We start from the raw sequence: 15,787 nt of genomic DNA on the forward strand, positions 1-15,787 counted from the left end.
AGAACCCAGACCCTCGGATCCGCCGGAAGCTGACGGTGGAGGCCCGGGAAGTGTCGGACTCGAGGCACGACCGGCGCACTCCGTACGCCCGCCGCCAGCCGGGGTTTCACTTCTTCGCCGTGGTGGGGCGGGTGTCCGGGAGGTTGATCTGGGCGACCTGCTCGGCGATCGGGTCGGTCGAGAGGGGGTGCAGGTCGGCGGAGTAGGACTTCGGGTCGCCCATCGGCTGCCATTTGCCCCCGACATAGACCTCGACCGACGAGAACTTGGCCTTGTAGCCCATCTTCGGGCTGCCGGGCACCCAGTAGCCGAGATAGACGTAGGGCAGCCCGGCCTCCTGCGCGATGCGGATGTGATCGAGGATCACGTAGGTGCCGAGGCTTTCGGCCGGGTGGGTCGGGTCGTAGAAGGAATAGACCATCGACAGCCCGTCCGACAGCACGTCCGTCAGGCAGACCGCGGCCAGTTCGCGCCGCCGTTCGGAGGTGCCGGGGCGGGAGTACTCGACGACGCGCGAGCGGATCGGCGTCTCCTCGATCATCGCGGCGAATTCGAAGATGTCCATGTCGGCCATACCGCCTGTCGCATGGCGGCTGTCGAGGTAGGCACGGAACAGGGCGAACTGGTCCTCGGTCGCCCAGGGTGAATTGGCCTCGCGGCGCAGCGCGGCGTTGCGCTTCATCAGCTTCTTCTGGGTGCGCGACGGGGTGAAACCGTCGACCTTCACGCGCACCGACAGGCAGGCGGAACACTCGGCGCAGGAGGGGCGGTACAGCACGTTCTGCGAGCGCCGGAAACCCTGCTGGGACAGGGAATCGTTCAGCTTCTCCGCATACTCGCCCTGCAGCGCGGTGAAGAGCTTGCGCTCCATCCGGCCGTCGAGATAGGGGCAGGGCTGCGGCGCCGTGACGTAGAACTGCGGCGCGATCGGCAGGGTGTGGCGCATGGATTCCCCGGGTCCGTTTCGCGGCAGGTTAGCAACGAAGACAGCAGCCGCCAACCCTTTTGGTGGGTCGATCCGCGCCCTCTCAGGACGCGGCCGCGCGGTTGATCGCCGCAGTCCCCAGAAGGTGGTCGGTCAGGCCCTGGCCGCGGGAGGTCGTCAGCATCAGGACCACGGACACGAGCTGCAGCGGGAAGACCGTCATGCTCGCCGTGTAGCCGATGGTATGGAGAAGCGCCGCGGTCAGATCGAAGGTCTCGCCCCGGGCGGTGCGGAACTCGATCGACATCACCCGCATCCCCGGCGTGGCCGAGCGGTTGGCGAGGCTCGCCGTGCGGTAGAGGAAGCCGACCGTGATCCAGATCAGCGGGAAGAAGAACAGCCCGAGGAACAGGGTGAAGGGCAGCGTCAGCACCGAGATCAGCCCGATCAGCAGCACGTCGATCAGCCAAGCGAAGAACCGCTTCGTCGCCACGTCCGCGTAGAAGTCGGCGTCGCGGTCCGGGTCGGGCAGGCCGAGGGCGGGATCGTGGAAGGTCATCGTCGGGCTCCGGGAGGCAGGGGGGCGGAAGGCCCGCCGAAGCGGGCCGGTGCAGGGACGATCAGGCGTCCTGGACGGTGGTGTCGCCGTTGCCGTTCTTGCGGGCGCGGTCTTCCATGAACTGGTCGAACTCGGCCTTGTCCTTGGCGGCGCGCAGACGCTCGAGGAAGGACTGGAAGGCGTCCTGCTCTTTTTCCAGGCGGCGCAGGGTGTCGGCCTTGTAGGCGTCGAACGCGGAGTTGCCCGAGCTGCGGAAGGCGGCGGCGGTGTGGCGGGTGCGCGACAGGGCGCAGGAGGACTTGCTGAACATGCGCTTGCTCCAGATCATGTAGGCGAGGATGGCGAGCCCGACGGGCCAGAAGGCGATGAAGCCGAGGACCATGGCCGCGATCCACGCGCCCTTGCCCTTGTCGTCAAGCCAGGCCTCGGAGCGCGCAAGCCACGACATGCGGGTTGCGGGGGTGTCTGCGTAGTAGCTCATTGCTCTCTCCCGTGTCGGGTTGGGGGTGATGTGAATGTCTTTCACATCCCCAAGATCGGGACGGCGGGGCGCTGCTTCAAGGGTTGATGTGAAAGTAATTTACATTTTCGCGATCAGGCCGTGAAATCAGAGACTTGCGCGCCGGTCACGCGCAGCAAGTCGGGCGGGGCGATGGCGAAGACGTGGCGCGGCGTGCCCGCGGCGGCCCAGATCAGCGCGAAATCCGACAGGTGCGGGTCGTAGAAGCTGCGGATCGGGTGCAGGTGGCCGACCGGCGAGACGCCGCCGATGGCAAAGCCCGTGCGCGCGCGAACCAGCGCGGCATCCGCCTTGCCGAGGGGGCATCCCGCCGCCCGCGCCGCCTTTTCCGGGTCCACGTGGTTGTTGCCGGCGGTCAGGAACAGCACCGGCTCGCCGCTCGTCTCGTCGCGGAAGACGATGGACTTGGCGATCTGGTCGATCGCGCAGCCCACTGCGGCGGCGGCGTCGGCGGCGGTGCGGGTCGTCTCCGCCATCTCGCGCACCTCGGTGGCCAGACCCGCCGCCTCCAGCGCCGCCTTCACCCGGGTCAGGCTTTTGCTCATGGATCCCCGCTGCTGTCATCTTTGCGTCTGATTCAGGTATGACTTGGGTATGTGCAATTCGATCCCAAGCTCAAGGCCCGTTCCATGACCTTCGCCGCCCGCATGACCCGCTGCCCCCGTCCCTTCGAAACGGACCGTCGTCCCGAGGCCGCGCCCCTCGAAGCGCTCGCGCCGGAGCTGGCTGACCTGTTGGAAGGTGCGGCGGGATGCAGCCCGTTCCTGAAGGGCGCGATGGAGCGCGAGGCGGAGTGGCTGGCCGAGGCGCTGTCGGTCGCGCCCGAGGCGGCCTTCGCGGGGATCCTCGACGACATGCAGGCGCTGGAGGACGGGCAGCTGGCGGCGGGGCTGCGGGTGGCGAAGCGGCGGACGGCGCTGCTGACGGGGCTTGCGGACCTGGCCGGGGTCTGGCGCCTGGAAGAGGTCACGGGGGCGCTGACCGCCTTCGCCGACCTCGCGGTCGCGCGGGCGCTGGCCTCGACCGTCGCGGCCGAGATCCGGCGGAAGAAGCTGCCGGGGCTGACGGAGGACGACATCGCCACCGCGGGCGGCATGGTGGTGCTGGCCATGGGCAAGATGGGGGCGGGGGAGCTGAACTATTCCTCCGACATCGACCTGATCTGCCTCTTCGACGAAAGCCGCTTCGATCCGGCCGAGCTGATGACCGCCCGTGCCGGGTTCGTGCGCGCGACCCAGCGGATGTGCGCGCTGCTCTCGGACCGCAGCGCCGAGGGCTATGTCTTCCGCACCGACCTTCGGCTGCGCCCCGATCCTTCGGTCACGCCGGTCTGCGTCGGCATGGAGGCGGCCGAGCGGTATTACGAAAGCCTCGGGCGGACCTGGGAGCGGGCGGCGCATATCAAGGCGCGGCCCTCTGCCGGAGACGTCATCGCCGGGGAAGCCTATCTTGAACGGCTCCGCCCCTTCATCTGGCGGCGTCATCTGGACTTCGCGGCGATCAAGGATGCCCACGACATGCGGCTGAGGATCCGCGCCCACAAGGGGTTGAACGGCCGACCGGCGCTGGAGGGCTACGACCTGAAGCTCGGGCGGGGCGGCATCCGCGAGATCGAGTTCTTCACCCAGACCCGGCAGATCATCGCGGGCGGGCGCGACCCCTCGCTCCGCGTCCGCGGCACCTGCGAGGGGCTCGACCGGCTGGTGGCGGCGGGCTGGGTGCAGGGCGGGACGGCCGAACAGCTGAAGGCGGATTACGTCGAACACCGGACAGTCGAGCACCGGGTGCAGATGGTGAACGACGCCCAGACCCACGCCCTGCCGCAGGACGGCGAGGGGTTCGCGCGGCTTGCCGCGATGATGGACCGCGACACCGAAGCCCTGCGCGACGAGATCGAGGCGCGGCTCGAGCGGGTGGCGGGCCTGACCGAGCCGTTCTTCGATCCCGCCCACGAGTCCCGCGACGGGCAGGAGCCTTCGGAGCCGCCCGAACTGGACGAGAAGCAGGCGGCGATCGTCGCCCGCTGGCGCGGCTATCCGGCGCTGCGGTCGCAACGCGCGCAGGAGATCTTCGACCGGCTGCGCCCCGACCTGCTGGCCCGCCTCTCCGAAAGCGCCGACCCCGAGCAGGCGCTGCTGCACCTCGACGGCTTCCTTGCCGGGCTGCCCGCCGGGGTGCAGCTGTTCTCGCTCTTCGAGGCCAATCCGCAGCTGATCGACCTGATCGTCGACATCGCCGACACCGCGCCGGACCTCGCGCGGTTCCTGTCGCGCAATGCCGGGGTGTTCGACGCGGTGATCGGCGGCACCTTCTTTACCCCCTGGCCCGGGCCCGAGGCGTTGCGGGAGGACCTGGAGGCGCGGCTGGCCGATGCCGCCGACTACGAGGCGCGGCTGGACCTGGCGCGGGCCTGGGCGAAGGAGTGGAAGTTCCGCATCGGCGTCCACCACCTGCGCGGGCTGATCGGGGCCGATGCGGCGGGGCGGCAGTATGCCGATGTCGCCGACGCGGTGCTGGGCGTTCTCTGGCCGCTGGTCGGCGCGCATTTCGCCGAACGCCACGGCGCGGCGCCGGGGCGGGGGGCGATGGTGCTGGGCATGGGCTCGCTCGGTGCGGGGCGGCTGAATGCGGCCTCGGACCTGGACCTGATCGTGATCTACGACGCCGACGGGGTCGAGGCGAGCGAGGGCAAGCGGCCGCTGGCCTCGCGCCTCTATTATGCCCGGCTGACGCAGGCGCTGGTCACGGCCCTGTCGGCCGCGATGGCCGAGGGCAAGCTCTACGAGGTCGACATGCGGCTGCGCCCGTCGGGGCGGCAGGGGCCGGTGGCGACCGCGCTCCCGGCCTTCCGCACCTACCAGCGCGAGGAGGCCTGGACCTGGGAGCACCTGGCCCTGACCCGCGCGCGGGCCGTGGCCGGGGCGGCAGAGCTGTGTGACGCGGTCGAGTCGTTCCGGCTGGAGCTGCTGGCCGCACCCCGCGAGGCCGCGCCGGTGCTGAAGGACGTCGCCGACATGCGCGACCGGCTGGCGGCGGCGCAGGGCGCCTCGGGGCCGTTTGACGCCAAGGCGGGACCGGGGCGGTTGCAGGACATCGAACTGGCGGCCTCGGCGGCGGCGCTGCTGGCGGGCTGTCCGTCACGGGCGGTGCCCGAACAGCTCGAGGCAGGGGCGGCGGCGGGCGTGCTGCCGGCCCACGTGGCGCAGGACCTGGCCGAGGCGCACGGTGCCTTCTGGCGGCTTCACGCGGCGGCGCGGCTGCTGAGCCCAGGGCGGCTCGCGCCCGACCACCTGGGCGCGGGGGGCGCTGCGCTCCTGCTGCGCGACAGCGGGGCGGAGACGCTGGAGGAACTGGCGGCGGCCATGGCGGAATTGGCCGGGAAGGCGGCGGCCCATGTCGCGGAAATGCTTGGCAGCGCGGCCGACAGGGCCTAACGCATGGACAGCAAAGCGAGGTGCGCGCGATGGATTCTGCAATGACCGACCCCAAGGGCCTGATCCGCGAGAGCTACAACATCGAGGGGATCACGGCGGGCGAGTGCCGGTCGATCTTCCTCGACTGGGCACTGTCGCTCCCGGCCGAGGCCGTCCCGGCCGAGGCGCTGGCGGCGCTGTTGGAACACTACGAGGACGCGAACCCCGGCCATCCGATGAACACCGTGCTGCGCGACGGTCTGGCGGCGGCGGACTCGCCCGTGCGGCGGGGCGGGGGGGCGGCGCGGGTGCCGCCTGCGTGAAGGTCAGGCGTCGAGTGCGGCGGCCTCGCGGGCCAGCGCCTCGATTCCGGCCCAGTCGCCGGACTCCACCTTGTCCTTCGGCGCGACCCAGCTGCCGCCGACGCACAGCGTATTCGACAGCGCCAGGTAGTCGCGGGCGTTCTTCGGCGACACGCCGCCGGTCGGGCAGAAGCTGACCTGCGGGATCGGCGCGCCGATCGCCTTCAGCGCGGGGACGCCTCCGGAGGCTTCGGCCGGGAAGAACTTCTGCGTGGTATAGCCGCGTTCGAGCAGCGCCATCGCCTCGGTCGCCGTGGCGGCCCCGGGCAACAGCGGCAAGCCCGCTTCCTCGCAGGCCGAGAGCAGGCGGTCGGTGGCGCCTGGGGAGACGCCGAAGGTCGCGCCCGCATCCACCGCGTCCTGCACGTCCTTCGGGGTCAGGAGCGTGCCCGCGCCGACGACGCCGCCCTCGACCTTCGCCATCTCGCGGATGGCGTCGAGCGCGGCGGGGGTGCGCAGGGTGACTTCCAGCGCGGGCAGGCCGCCCGCGATCAGCGCGCGGGCCAGGTCGGCGGCGCGGGACGCATCGTCAATGACGAGGACCGGAACGACGGGGGCGAGGCGGCAGATCTCGGCGGCCTTCTGGGAAGCGAGATGGGGCGTCATCATGGCGGACCTTTCAATCAGCGGTGCAGCACTGCACTAGCCGAGTGCCGTCGGCCTGTCCACCGGGCAGGATCGCTCGCCCTTGGGTTGACGAAATTTCATCACTGAAACAGGCATTTGGGCTTGATCGTTAAAGGGTTCCAGATAACGTAACGTCATCGGACATCAATTTATTGGCAGTTTATCGCCCGGCCGAGATGTCTGACCGGGCGAATGCGTTCCCGTGCGCGTCATTCTCTGCACGGGGTCTCGAAAGGAAGGTATGGATGGATTTGAAGAACTGGCCGCGTGGTGTGCGGGCGGGCGCGCTGGCGCTTGGCGCCGTCGCGCTTGCGGGCTGCGTGAACAACGGGACGGCCACGCCGGGCGGCGGCACGGGCGGTGGAGGCGGCGGAACGCCGCCGGCGACCCCGGCCACCTACCAGGCGAACCTCGACGCGGTGCAGGCCCTTGTGCCCACGTCCGACATGCCCGTGTCCGGGTCCGCGACCTACACCGGCGCCACCCGGCTCGATATCGTGCAGGGCGGGACGGGCGAGCTTTACGGCGACGTGTCCTTCGACGTCGATTTCGCCGCCGCCAACAATGCCGCCATCAGCAACGGCGTGGCAAACAACTGGCGCGGCACGGTCGACGGCCAGGCGGTCGCCTTCAACGGCGAACTGCGCACCGGCCCCAAGTATCCCTCTTCCTTCAACAACGACGAGCAGCCGATCGTCGCCCCGCCGGGCGTGATCCTGCCGCCGGGCACGCCGACCAGCGTCCGGCCGGGCAGCGCGTCGATCGCGCTTTACGGCGATATCGACGATGCCAATGCGGGCAACAGCGAGGTGCTCCTGACCCTCGGCGGCAACTTCACCGGTCCGCAGGGGCAGGCAATCCATGGGCCAGCGCAGATCCAGCAGATCACCGGCACGTCGGTGGCCGAGCGGGCGGGCGCGGGCACCTGGTACGCCGAGCGCTGAGCCGCATCGGCTCCACGTGATCCCTCGGGATCGGGGAGGGCGGGCGATGTCCCGCCCTTCCGCGTTACGGGCAAAGGCGTCAGACCACGACGCCGGCGCCCTGCGAGGCCAGGCCGACGTTCTGGCGGAACACCTCGAACAGCTCGCGGCCCACGCCGTTGCCGTTGCCGCCGAGGTCGGCCTTCACCGGCTCGCGCGTCTCGAGGTCCACGCCCACGACGTCGAGCGTCCCCTTCACCGCGTCCACCCGCACCACGTCGCCGTCCTTCAGCCGGCAGAGCGGCCCGCCCATCGCCGCCTCGGGCGAGACGTGGATGGCCGAAGGCACCTTGCCCGACGCGCCCGACATCCGCCCGTCCGTCACCAGCGCCACCTTCAGGCCGCGGTCCTGGAGCACGGCGAGGGTGGGGGTCAGCGAATGCAGCTCGGGCATCCCGTTCGCCCGCGGCCCCTGGAAGCGGACCACCACCACCGTATCCTCGGTGAACTCGCCGCGCTGGAAGGCGGTCTTGACGTCCTTCTGGTCGTGGAAGATGCGGCAGGGCCCCTCGATCACGTGGCGCTCGGGCGCGACGGCCGAGACCTTCATCACCCCGCGCCCCAGGTTGCCCTGGAGATCCTTCAGACCGCCGGTCTTCTGGAACGGATCCGACGCGGGGCGCAGGATCTTGTCGTTCAGGCTCTCCTTCGGACCGGCGCGGTACTGCACGGCGCCCGCGTCCAGCACCGGCTCTTCGGTGTAGAGGTGCAGCCCGTCGCCCGCCACGGTCTTGACGTCGGGGTGCAGCAGACCCGCCTCCAGCAGCTCGCCGATCATGTAGCCGAGACCGCCCGCCGCGTGGAAATGGTTCACGTCGGCCAGCCCGTTGGGATAGACCTTGGCGAGCAGCGGAACGGCGTCAGACAGCTCGGCGAAGTCGGCGAGGTCCAGCTGCACCCCCGCCGCCCGCGCCATGGCGGGCAGGTGGATGACGAGGTTGGTCGAGCCGCCCGTCGCCATCAGCCCGACCATGCCGTTCACGAAGGCTTTCTCGTCCAGGATGTCCGAGACCGGGCGGTAGTCGTTGCCGAGCGCCGTGATCTCCAGCGCGCGCTTCGCCCCGGCCTCGGTCAGCGCCTCCCGGAGCGGCGTGCCCGGGTTGACGAAGGAGGCGCCGGGCAGGTGCAGGCCCATGAACTCCATCAGCATCTGGTTGGTGTTGGCGGTGCCGTAGAAGGTGCAGGTCCCGGGGCCGTGGTAGGAGGCCATCTCGGCCTCCATCAGCTTGTCGCGGCCGACCTCGCCGCTGGCGAACTGCTGGCGCACCTTGGATTTCTCGTCGTTCGGCAGCCCGCTGGTCATCGGCCCCGCGGGCAGGAAGACGCCGGGGATGTAGCCGAAGGTCGCCGCGGCGATGACGAGGCCCGGCACGATCTTGTCGCAGACGCCGAGGTAGACGGCGGCGTCGAAGACGTTGTGGGACAGCGCCACGCCGGTCGCAAGCGCGATCACGTCGCGGGAGAACAGCGACAGCTCCATGCCGGTCTGGCCCTGGGTGACGCCGTCGCACATGGCTGGCACGCCGCCTGCGACCTGGGCGGTGGCGCCGTTCGCGCGGGCGGTGCGGCGGATCAGCTCGGGGTAGGTCTCGAACGGCTGGTGGGCCGAGAGCATGTCGTTGTAGGCGGTGACGATCCCGAGGTTCGGCGCGGTGCCCTTGGCCAGCGCTTCCTTGTCTTGGCCCATGGGGGCATAGGCGTGGGCCTGGTTGCCGCAGGTCAGGTGGGCGCGGCGGGGGCCTTCCTCGGCCGCGCGGGCCATGTGATCGAGATAGCGGGCGCGGCTGTCGCGGCTGCGGTCGATGATGCGTTCGGTGACGGCTTCGACGGTCGGGTTCAGGGCCATGGTCGGGTCTCCGGCGGATTGGGGTACATGCGACGCCGCCATCGTGCGGCGAGGGGCTTGGCCTTCCTTACCATGGGCTGTTTGCGCTAACAACGGGGCGGGGCGGATCGGTTCCCCGGGGGCGTTCGCAAACTGCATGCATTTTGTGCATACCGGGTCTGTCGGGCTGTCTGTGGTGGCGGCCGGTGGGGGGGCATAGGTGAGGTGCCGAACGAAACAGCCCCCGAAGGAGATCGTCATGATCCCGAAAAAGACCAACCCGAACGACGCCATCGACCTGTTCGAGATCGAGCGTCAGGCCCGTGCGCTGCGCGCCGCCACCCTGCGCGATTTCGGCGCCACGGTTCGCGCCTGGTTCGCCAGCCGTCCGACCAAGGCCCCGGCTCGCGGGCTTCAGCCGCTGAAAGGCTGACCGCTGCCCCTTCCGGGGGCACGCGCAAGAGGGTAGAGAGCGGTCATGGAACCGCATGAACCCTCCGCATCGCAGCCAGACACGACGGGCCTTCCCGTGGTCCGGCTGCGCCCCAAGACCGACGCCCGCGCGATCCGCCGCGGCAGCCCTTGGGTCTTCGACAACGAGCTGGTCGTCGACCGGCGCACCTCGAAACTGGCTCCGGGCACCATCGCGCGCCTGGAAGACGCCGAACGGTCGCCGATGGGCCTTGTCGCCGTCAATCCTTCCTCCAGGATCATCGCCAGGATGCTGGACCGCGATCCGGCGGCCACGGTCGACCGCGCCTGGCTTTCCGCGCGCATTTCCCGCGCGCTGGCGCTGCGCGAGCGCCTTTACGACGCCCCCTTCTACCGCCTGATCCATGCCGAGGCCGATGGCCTGCCCGGCGTCGTCATCGACCGCTTCGGCGATGCCGCGGTGGTGCAGCCGAACGCCGCCTGGGCTGAAGTGCTGCTGGACGACCTGGTGGACGCCCTGGTGGAGGTCACGGGCGTTTCGACCGTCCTGAAGAACGCCACCGGCCGGGCCCGCAGCCTGGAAGGGCTGGACGAGGACAGCAGGGTGCTGCTTGGCGCTGTGGACGGATCCGTCCCGGTGCCGATGAACGGCGCGACCTACATGGCGGACCTTCTCGGCGGGCAGAAGACGGGGCTGTTCTACGACCAGCGCCCGAACCACGCCTTCGCCGCCGGGCTGGGGAAGGGCGCGCGGGTGCTCGACGTCTTCTCCCATGTCGGCGGCTTCGCGCTCGCCGCGCTGGCGGCGGGGGCGGAGTCGGCGCTGGCCGTTGACGGCTCGGCCCCGGCGCTGGAGCTGGCGGAGCAGGGCGCGGCGGCCTCGGGCGTGGCCGACCGCTTCGCCACCCGGCGCGGCGATGCCTTCGAGGTGATGGCGGCGCTGGCGGAGGAGGGGGAGCGCTTCGGCCTCGTCGTCTGTGACCCGCCCGCCTTCGCGCCGAACAAGCCCGCGCTGGAGGCTGGCCTGCGCGCCTACGAGCGTGTCGCGCGCCTTGCCGCGCCGCTGGTGGCGCCGGGGGGCTACCTCGTGCTCTGCTCCTGCTCGCACGCCGCCGACCTCGCCCGGTTCCGCGGCGCCTGTCTCTCGGGGATCGGGCGGTCGGGACGCTGGGCGCAGCAACTGCACACGGGCTTTGCCGGGCCGGACCACCCGCAGCTGCCGCAGCTGGCCGAGTCGGCCTACCTGAAGGCGCTGTTCTTCCGCCTCGACGGATGAAGGTCCTTCTGGACGCGAACGTGCTGTTCCCGACGGTGCTGCGCGAGATCCTGCTGGCCTGCGCCGCGGCGGGCCTGTTCCGCCCGCTCTGGTCGCCCCGGATCCTCGAGGAATGGGCGCGCGCGACGGTGAAGCTCGGTCCCGGCGCCGAGGTCGTGGCGCGCGGCGAGATCGCCGCGCTGTCCGCCGCCTGGCCCGGCGCCGCGGTCACGCCGAAGGACGGCGACCTGCGGCGGCTCTGGCTGCCCGATCCCGACGACGTGCACGTGCTGGCCGCTGCGGTGGCGGGCTCGGCCGACCTGATCGTGACGCTGAACGCGAAGGACTTTCCGCGTCATGTGCTGGCGGAGGAGGGGCTGGAGCGGCTGGATCCCGACCAGTTCCTGCTGTCCCTTCACGCCGCCGCCCCCGATGCCGTCGCCGCCTCTGTCGCCCGCGTCCATGCCGAGGCCGAGCGCCTGGCGGGCGAGCCTCTGCCTGCCAAGGCGCTTCTGAAGCGCGCCCGCCTGCCGCGCCTCGGCAAGGCACTGGCGCGCGACGGCGCCTTGCCGAACTGACCCCGCGAGGGACCTCGCAGCCGCAGGAGACCGGAGCTTCCGGGCTCAGGCCCCCGCGTTCTTCCCGTTGATACTCGGATCCGAGGCCCCGAACCGGCCCGCCGGGCGCCCCTATCGCGCCAGCACCAGGTCCGCCCTCAGCCCGCCGAGCCGTGCCGAGCGGTCCAGCCGGAGCGTGCCGCCATGCTGGCGGGCGATGTCGAAGGCGATGGACAGGCCCAGCCCCACGCCGCCGCCCCGGTTCTGGCTGCGCGCCCGGTCGAGGCGCGAGAAGGGGCGCAGCGCTTCCTCGCGGGCGTCCGGGGGAATGCCGGGCCCGTCGTCTTCGACCGAGAAGACGACCGCCCGCTCGCTGACGACGCAGGACAGTTCCGCCCGGCTGCCGTACCGCACCGCGTTGCCGACGAGGTTCTCCAGCGCCCGGCGCACGGCGAGCGGGCGCAGCACCACCTTGCCCGCGCCCGGCAGCGCGGCGACGGTCACGTTCTGCCCGACCCGGTCCGCCTGGGCGACGAGGCTCTTCAGGATCTCGCCCGGCTCCACCGCCTCGGCGTCGTCCAGGCTGTCGGAGCGCGCGAAGTCGAGGAAGGTGTCCAGCATCGCCTCCATGTCCCGCACGTCGCCGAGCATCGCCTCCACCTCGGCGTCCTCGTCCAGCATCGACAGCCCCAGCTTCAGCCGCGTCAGGGGCGTGCGCAGGTCGTGGCTGACCCCGGAGAGCATGATCGTGCGCTGTTCGATCTGCCGCTCGATCCGGTTGCGCATGTCGAGGAAGGCCGCCCCCGCGGCGCGGGTCTCGGTCGCGCCGGAGGGGCGGTAGGCATGGTCGCGGCCGCGCCCGAAAGCCTCGGCCGCCTCGGCCAGGCGCCGGATCGGGCGGATCTGGTTCTTCAGGAACAGGAAGGCGATCAGGCTCATCAGCACGCTGACCCCGCCCGTCAGCACCAGGAGCTGGTGCGGGTTCGAGGCCGAGACGAGCGAGCGGGGGATGCCGACGCTCATCGGCCCGAGCCCGGTCTCGAACCCGACCACCGCGTGGCTGTCCGAGCGGATCAGGTCGGCCCCGGACAATCCCCTCAGGTTCTCGTGCAGGGTGTCGATCACCTTGCGCCCCGCGAGATCGAAGAAGCGGCGGCGGTCCGCCATCGGCGCGTCGGGGTCGGGCAGGGTCAGGGTGAGGCGCAGCGCGCGCGCCAGGCGGCGCACCTCCTCCGGGTCGCGCCCCTCGGCCGCCGCCGCGTCGACCCGGCGCTGGATATAGGCCAGCTCCAGCGCCACGGCGCGGGTCATCTGCACCGTCACGTCCTCGTAGTGGCGCTGGACGAACATGATCGTCAGCACCAGCTGCAGCGTGATGATCGGCGTCAGCAGGATCAGCGCCGCCCGTCCATAGAGCGACCGCGGGACATAGCGCTTGAGCCAGGCGAAGGTCATCCCGCTTGCTATCGCGCGCGGCGACGGCAAGAAAGGGGCCATGGCGCCTGCACACCAATTTGACCCCGCCGCCTTCGATCCCGTGCCCGGCCGCCCCGAGACGGTGGCCCCGGGCGTGCGCCGGATCCTCGCGCCCAACCCCTCGCCGATGACCTTCCGCGGCACCAACACCTATGTCGTGGGGCAGGGGGAGGTGGCGCTGATCGACCCCGGCCCCCTCGACATGGCCCATGCCGCGGCGCTGCGCGCGGCGCTGGCGGGGGAGCGTGTCACCCACATCCTCGTCACCCACGCCCATCTCGACCATTCGCCCCTCGCCGCGCCGCTCGCGGCCGAGACGGGCGCCCCCGTCCTCGCCTTCGGACCCGCCACCGCGGGGCGGCGTCCGGTGATGGCGGCGCTGGCGGCGGAGGGGCTTGCCGGAGGGGGCGAGGGGGTGGACGCCGCCTTCGCACCGACGGAGAGCCTTGCGGACGGCGCGGTGATCGCGGGGGCCGGCTGGCGGATCGCGGCGCTGCACACGCCGGGGCACATGGCGAACCACATGTGCTTCGCCTTCGGCGACCTGCTCTTCACCGGCGATCACGTCATGGCCTGGTCGACCTCGCTGATCTCGCCGCCGGACGGCGATGCCGCCGCCTTCATGGCCTCCTGCGACCGGCTCTCGGGGCGGGGCGACCGGCTGTACCTGCCGGGCCACGGACCCGCCGTGTCCGATCCTGCCGCCCGGCTCGCCGCGCTGGTCGCCCACCGGCGCGGGCGCGAGGCGCAGATCCTCGCCGCCCTCGCCGAGGGCCCGGCCGCCGCGGCGACCCTGACCCGTCGCCTCTACGCCGACATTCCCGCCGCCCTCCACCCTGCCGCCCTGCGCAACGTCCTCGCCCATCTCGTTGATCTCCATGAGCAAAAGCGGGTCACGGCCGCGCCGGCCCTGAGCGCAGACGCGGTTTTCGCCCTGTCCCCGAATTTCTGACAAAACCCTCTGGACGCCACCGGCGGCTGTTGTTATGACCCGCGCCATGGTCCGGCGTAGCTCAGCGGTAGAGCAGTTGACTGTTAATCAATTGGTCGCAGGTTCGATCCCTGCCGCCGGAGCCAAAATCCCCCAGATATAGGCGAAACGCCTTGTTTCATTGGGTTTCCCACGAGGTGACCTCCGACCAGAGTCGGAGCCACCTGTGCACGTGCACAAATTGTTGCACAAACCCGTGCCCGAACCGGTGCACCACCGCGACTCCCGGATGCCCTGGAACTGTTTTCGGAGCACCTGCCATGGCTGGAGTCGCACACACACCACACCTCGAAAAACGCCCGTCGGGCTACTTCTTCCGGCGCCGTCTGCCGAAGGCCTGGGTCGAGATATCGAACCCTGGTCAAAGTTCGGCCATCTGTCTCAGCCTTCGGACCGACGTCCTCTCCGAAGCGACATGCCGCGTCCGCGCCCTCACGGCGCTCACGGACCTGGCCGTCGCGCTGACGACGGAGAGACCGGTGGATCATCTGAGCCCCGAGCACGTGACATTGCTGACCGAATTGGCGCGCTGCCAGATCGCCGCCCACGAAGCCCTGCGGGCGTCGGCCGACCCGCGTTCCGAGGCGGCGGCGAATTTCGCGGCGCAGACCGAGCGTGCAACCCAGGACATGCTGCGCCGGGCCCTGGCGCTCGGTGACCGGACTCCGGTCACGGATCCCCTGCGTGAGATGGCGAGGCAGTTCGGCGTGACTCTCGACGAGACCAGCTCAGGCTGGCGCGCGCTCGCCGTCGAAGCCCTGCGGATCATGCTGGACGTGTCCCGCGAACGGGAACGGCGCGAGGTCGGAACCTACGAGGACGTGACGCCGATCTTCCGGTCGGTCATGGCGAGCCGGTCAGCCTCCCCCGCTGCCGCCCTGCCCGTGGCTGCCTCCCGATCGTCCGCCCCCGCTCTGCCCAACACGGCAGCAGCCGCATCAGCCGCGACCTCCATCGCCGTGCCGCCCATGACGGCAGCTTCCACGCCACAGCCGGCAACGGAGGCGGCTGCTCCTCTTCAGGCGCCGGTCGACTCGGCCGCAGCCCCGGCCGCGAATGCGGCCACAGTGCCGGGGGCACCGGCAACGTCCCAGCCCGCGGCCGGGGACGCGTCCCCGGACACCGCGGCCAAGGATGACGACACCGCGTTCCGGATCAAGCTGCGCCCACCGCTCCTGAAGAACATCGACCTGCGGGACCTCTCGCCCGAAACGCGGGAAGTCGTTCTCACAAAGCCCCGGGGCATCACGCTTCTCGAGGGGATCAAGCTCATGAAGGAGCTCAAGATGGCCGGATACGGAGACGACTTCTCCCTGGAGCAGACCGGCGATGCCGATGCCGGCAAGAAATGGACGTCCAACAGTGGCAGCGAGGCGAATGTCGCGGAAAAATTCTGGGTGGAGTTCGTCGGAGATGTCCCGTTCGAAGACGCAAATCGGGATCACATCCGCGACGCCCTGAAGTTCCTGCCCGAGCTGCCCTTTCAGCATTCCAAGGGGAAGACGAAATTCGTCTCGGAATTCGGATTCAGGGCGTTGATCGAGGATCTCGAAGCTGAAGAGGAACGCCTTGAGAAGGAAGCCTTGGAGCTGCTTGCTTTGGACGCCAATGCAACCGAAGCCGATCGGGAAAAGGCCGCGCTGGATGCCCGCATTCCGCGTATCCGCGCCGAGACCCGCGCCAAACATCGCGGCTACATCAAGTCAGTCGGGAAGATGCTCTACGACCTTCAATTGGCTCTGTTGCACAAATCCCGTGAGGGATTCATCTCGTGAATCCAGCGTGGTAGCTGGTCAGCATGAGCAGACACACACCCCCGACCTACAGAACCAGGAACTGGCCGGCCTATAACGAAGCGCTCA

General features: G+C 70.3%; 15 protein-coding genes and 1 tRNA gene. 9 read left to right on the forward strand and 7 right to left on the reverse strand.

What is annotated here, in order from left to right:
- Window positions 1-106 precede the first annotated feature (106 nt).
- The 4 genes from A7B20_RS14485 to A7B20_RS14500 form a co-directional block, all read right to left on the reverse strand.
- Complete coding sequence (locus A7B20_RS14485; protein ID WP_102109296.1) at window positions 107-946, reverse strand: arginyltransferase; 840 nt, start codon at window positions 944-946, stop codon at window positions 107-109.
- An 82-nt stretch (window positions 947-1,028) separates the two neighbouring features.
- The gene (locus A7B20_RS14490; RefSeq protein WP_102109297.1) at window positions 1,029-1,484 is read right to left on the reverse strand and encodes an RDD family protein; all 456 of its coding nucleotides are present in this window, start codon (window positions 1,482-1,484) and stop codon (window positions 1,029-1,031) included.
- A gap of 61 nt (window positions 1,485-1,545) precedes the next feature.
- A complete protein-coding gene (locus A7B20_RS14495) occupies window positions 1,546-1,965 on the reverse strand; it encodes a DUF2852 domain-containing protein (RefSeq protein WP_102109298.1) in 420 nt (139 codons plus the stop codon).
- A 113-nt stretch (window positions 1,966-2,078) separates the two neighbouring features.
- A complete protein-coding gene (locus A7B20_RS14500; protein ID WP_102109299.1) occupies window positions 2,079-2,549 on the reverse strand; it encodes a YbaK/EbsC family protein in 471 nt (156 codons plus the stop codon).
- Between the two features lie 84 nt (window positions 2,550-2,633).
- On the opposite strand from A7B20_RS14500, the gene A7B20_RS14505 reads away from it, so the two are divergent.
- A complete protein-coding gene (locus A7B20_RS14505) occupies window positions 2,634-5,438 on the forward strand; it encodes a bifunctional [glutamine synthetase] adenylyltransferase/[glutamine synthetase]-adenylyl-L-tyrosine phosphorylase (protein WP_102109300.1) in 2,805 nt (934 codons plus the stop codon).
- A 41-nt stretch (window positions 5,439-5,479) separates the two neighbouring features.
- Window positions 5,480-5,740, forward strand: a complete 261-nt coding sequence (locus tag A7B20_RS14510) for a hypothetical protein (protein WP_102109301.1) — start codon at window positions 5,480-5,482, stop codon at window positions 5,738-5,740.
- Window positions 5,741-5,743: 3 nt separating this feature from the next.
- Here the strand turns inward: A7B20_RS14510 and A7B20_RS14515 are convergent, their stop codons facing one another.
- A complete protein-coding gene (locus tag A7B20_RS14515) occupies window positions 5,744-6,385 on the reverse strand; it encodes a bifunctional 4-hydroxy-2-oxoglutarate aldolase/2-dehydro-3-deoxy-phosphogluconate aldolase (RefSeq protein ID WP_102109313.1) in 642 nt (213 codons plus the stop codon).
- A 266-nt stretch (window positions 6,386-6,651) separates the two neighbouring features.
- Here A7B20_RS14515 and A7B20_RS14520 point away from each other — a divergent pair, with 266 nt between their 5' ends.
- Window positions 6,652-7,350 (forward strand): HupA family protein, encoded by a 699-nt coding sequence (locus A7B20_RS14520; protein WP_102109302.1) that lies wholly within the window; start codon window positions 6,652-6,654, stop codon window positions 7,348-7,350.
- Between the two features lie 79 nt (window positions 7,351-7,429).
- Here the strand turns inward: A7B20_RS14520 and edd are convergent, their stop codons facing one another.
- Window positions 7,430-9,235 carry a phosphogluconate dehydratase gene (gene edd, locus A7B20_RS14525; RefSeq protein ID WP_102109303.1) on the reverse strand — a complete coding sequence of 602 codons (1,806 nt, stop codon included), beginning with the start codon at window positions 9,233-9,235 and terminating at the stop codon, window positions 7,430-7,432.
- A gap of 238 nt (window positions 9,236-9,473) precedes the next feature.
- Here edd and A7B20_RS21315 point away from each other — a divergent pair, with 238 nt between their 5' ends.
- Genes A7B20_RS21315 through A7B20_RS14535 form a run of 3 tightly spaced genes read left to right on the forward strand, consistent with a single transcriptional unit; the run spans window position 9,474 to window position 11,479 of the window.
- Entirely contained in the window at window positions 9,474-9,647 is a 174-nt protein-coding gene (locus A7B20_RS21315) for an RSP_7527 family protein (RefSeq protein ID WP_157937695.1), read from the forward strand.
- 45 nt (window positions 9,648-9,692) lie between these two features.
- Window positions 9,693-10,922 carry an RSP_2647 family RNA methyltransferase gene (locus A7B20_RS14530; RefSeq protein WP_102109304.1) on the forward strand — a complete coding sequence of 410 codons (1,230 nt, stop codon included), beginning with the start codon at window positions 9,693-9,695 and terminating at the stop codon, window positions 10,920-10,922.
- A complete protein-coding gene (locus A7B20_RS14535; RefSeq protein WP_102109305.1) occupies window positions 10,919-11,479 on the forward strand; it encodes an RSP_2648 family PIN domain-containing protein in 561 nt (186 codons plus the stop codon). The genes A7B20_RS14530 and A7B20_RS14535 overlap by 4 nt, the downstream gene beginning before the upstream one ends.
- Before the next feature lie 111 nt (window positions 11,480-11,590).
- Here A7B20_RS14535 and A7B20_RS14540 read toward each other — a convergent pair whose 3' ends face one another.
- A complete protein-coding gene (locus A7B20_RS14540) occupies window positions 11,591-12,913 on the reverse strand; it encodes an ATP-binding protein (protein ID WP_102109306.1) in 1,323 nt (440 codons plus the stop codon).
- 40 nt (window positions 12,914-12,953) lie between these two features.
- Between A7B20_RS14540 and A7B20_RS14545 the strand changes: the two genes are divergently transcribed.
- The 3 genes from A7B20_RS14545 (at window position 12,954) to A7B20_RS14555 (ending at window position 15,700) form a co-directional block, all read left to right on the forward strand.
- Window positions 12,954-13,886 carry an MBL fold metallo-hydrolase gene (locus A7B20_RS14545; RefSeq protein ID WP_102109307.1) on the forward strand — a complete coding sequence of 311 codons (933 nt, stop codon included), beginning with the start codon at window positions 12,954-12,956 and terminating at the stop codon, window positions 13,884-13,886.
- Between the two features lie 50 nt (window positions 13,887-13,936).
- A tRNA-Asn gene (locus A7B20_RS14550) sits at window positions 13,937-14,011 on the forward strand.
- 174 nt (window positions 14,012-14,185) lie between these two features.
- Window positions 14,186-15,700 (forward strand): hypothetical protein, encoded by a 1,515-nt coding sequence (locus A7B20_RS14555; RefSeq protein WP_102109308.1) that lies wholly within the window; start codon window positions 14,186-14,188, stop codon window positions 15,698-15,700.
- Window positions 15,701-15,787 lie beyond the last annotated feature (87 nt).

It is taken from the genome of Oceaniglobus roseus, assembly GCF_002869745.1.
GTDB lineage: Bacteria > Pseudomonadota > Alphaproteobacteria > Rhodobacterales > Rhodobacteraceae > Oceaniglobus > Oceaniglobus roseus.

Bases quoted from the DNA above. Each gene is read 5' to 3' on its own strand.
- A7B20_RS14485 (WP_102109296.1), bottom strand. From the start codon at position 946: ATGCGCCACACCCTGCCGATCGCGCCGCAGTTCTACGTCACGGCGCCG.
- A7B20_RS14490 (WP_102109297.1), bottom strand. From the start codon at position 1,484: ATGACCTTCCACGATCCCGCCCTCGGCCTGCCCGACCCGGACCGCGAC.
- A7B20_RS14495 (WP_102109298.1), bottom strand. From the start codon at position 1,965: ATGAGCTACTACGCAGACACCCCCGCAACCCGCATGTCGTGGCTTGCG.
- A7B20_RS14500 (WP_102109299.1), bottom strand. From the start codon at position 2,549: ATGAGCAAAAGCCTGACCCGGGTGAAGGCGGCGCTGGAGGCGGCGGGT.
- A7B20_RS14505 (WP_102109300.1), top strand. From the start codon at position 2,634: ATGACCTTCGCCGCCCGCATGACCCGCTGCCCCCGTCCCTTCGAAACG.
- A7B20_RS14510 (WP_102109301.1), top strand. From the start codon at position 5,480: ATGACCGACCCCAAGGGCCTGATCCGCGAGAGCTACAACATCGAGGGG.
- A7B20_RS14515 (WP_102109313.1), bottom strand. From the start codon at position 6,385: ATGACGCCCCATCTCGCTTCCCAGAAGGCCGCCGAGATCTGCCGCCTC.
- A7B20_RS14520 (WP_102109302.1), top strand. From the start codon at position 6,652: ATGGATTTGAAGAACTGGCCGCGTGGTGTGCGGGCGGGCGCGCTGGCG.
- edd (WP_102109303.1), bottom strand. From the start codon at position 9,235: ATGGCCCTGAACCCGACCGTCGAAGCCGTCACCGAACGCATCATCGAC.
- A7B20_RS21315 (WP_157937695.1), top strand. From the start codon at position 9,474: ATGATCCCGAAAAAGACCAACCCGAACGACGCCATCGACCTGTTCGAG.
- A7B20_RS14530 (WP_102109304.1), top strand. From the start codon at position 9,693: ATGGAACCGCATGAACCCTCCGCATCGCAGCCAGACACGACGGGCCTT.
- A7B20_RS14535 (WP_102109305.1), top strand. From the start codon at position 10,919: ATGAAGGTCCTTCTGGACGCGAACGTGCTGTTCCCGACGGTGCTGCGC.
- A7B20_RS14540 (WP_102109306.1), bottom strand. From the start codon at position 12,913: ATGACCTTCGCCTGGCTCAAGCGCTATGTCCCGCGGTCGCTCTATGGA.
- A7B20_RS14545 (WP_102109307.1), top strand. From the start codon at position 12,954: ATGGCGCCTGCACACCAATTTGACCCCGCCGCCTTCGATCCCGTGCCC.
- A7B20_RS14555 (WP_102109308.1), top strand. From the start codon at position 14,186: ATGGCTGGAGTCGCACACACACCACACCTCGAAAAACGCCCGTCGGGC.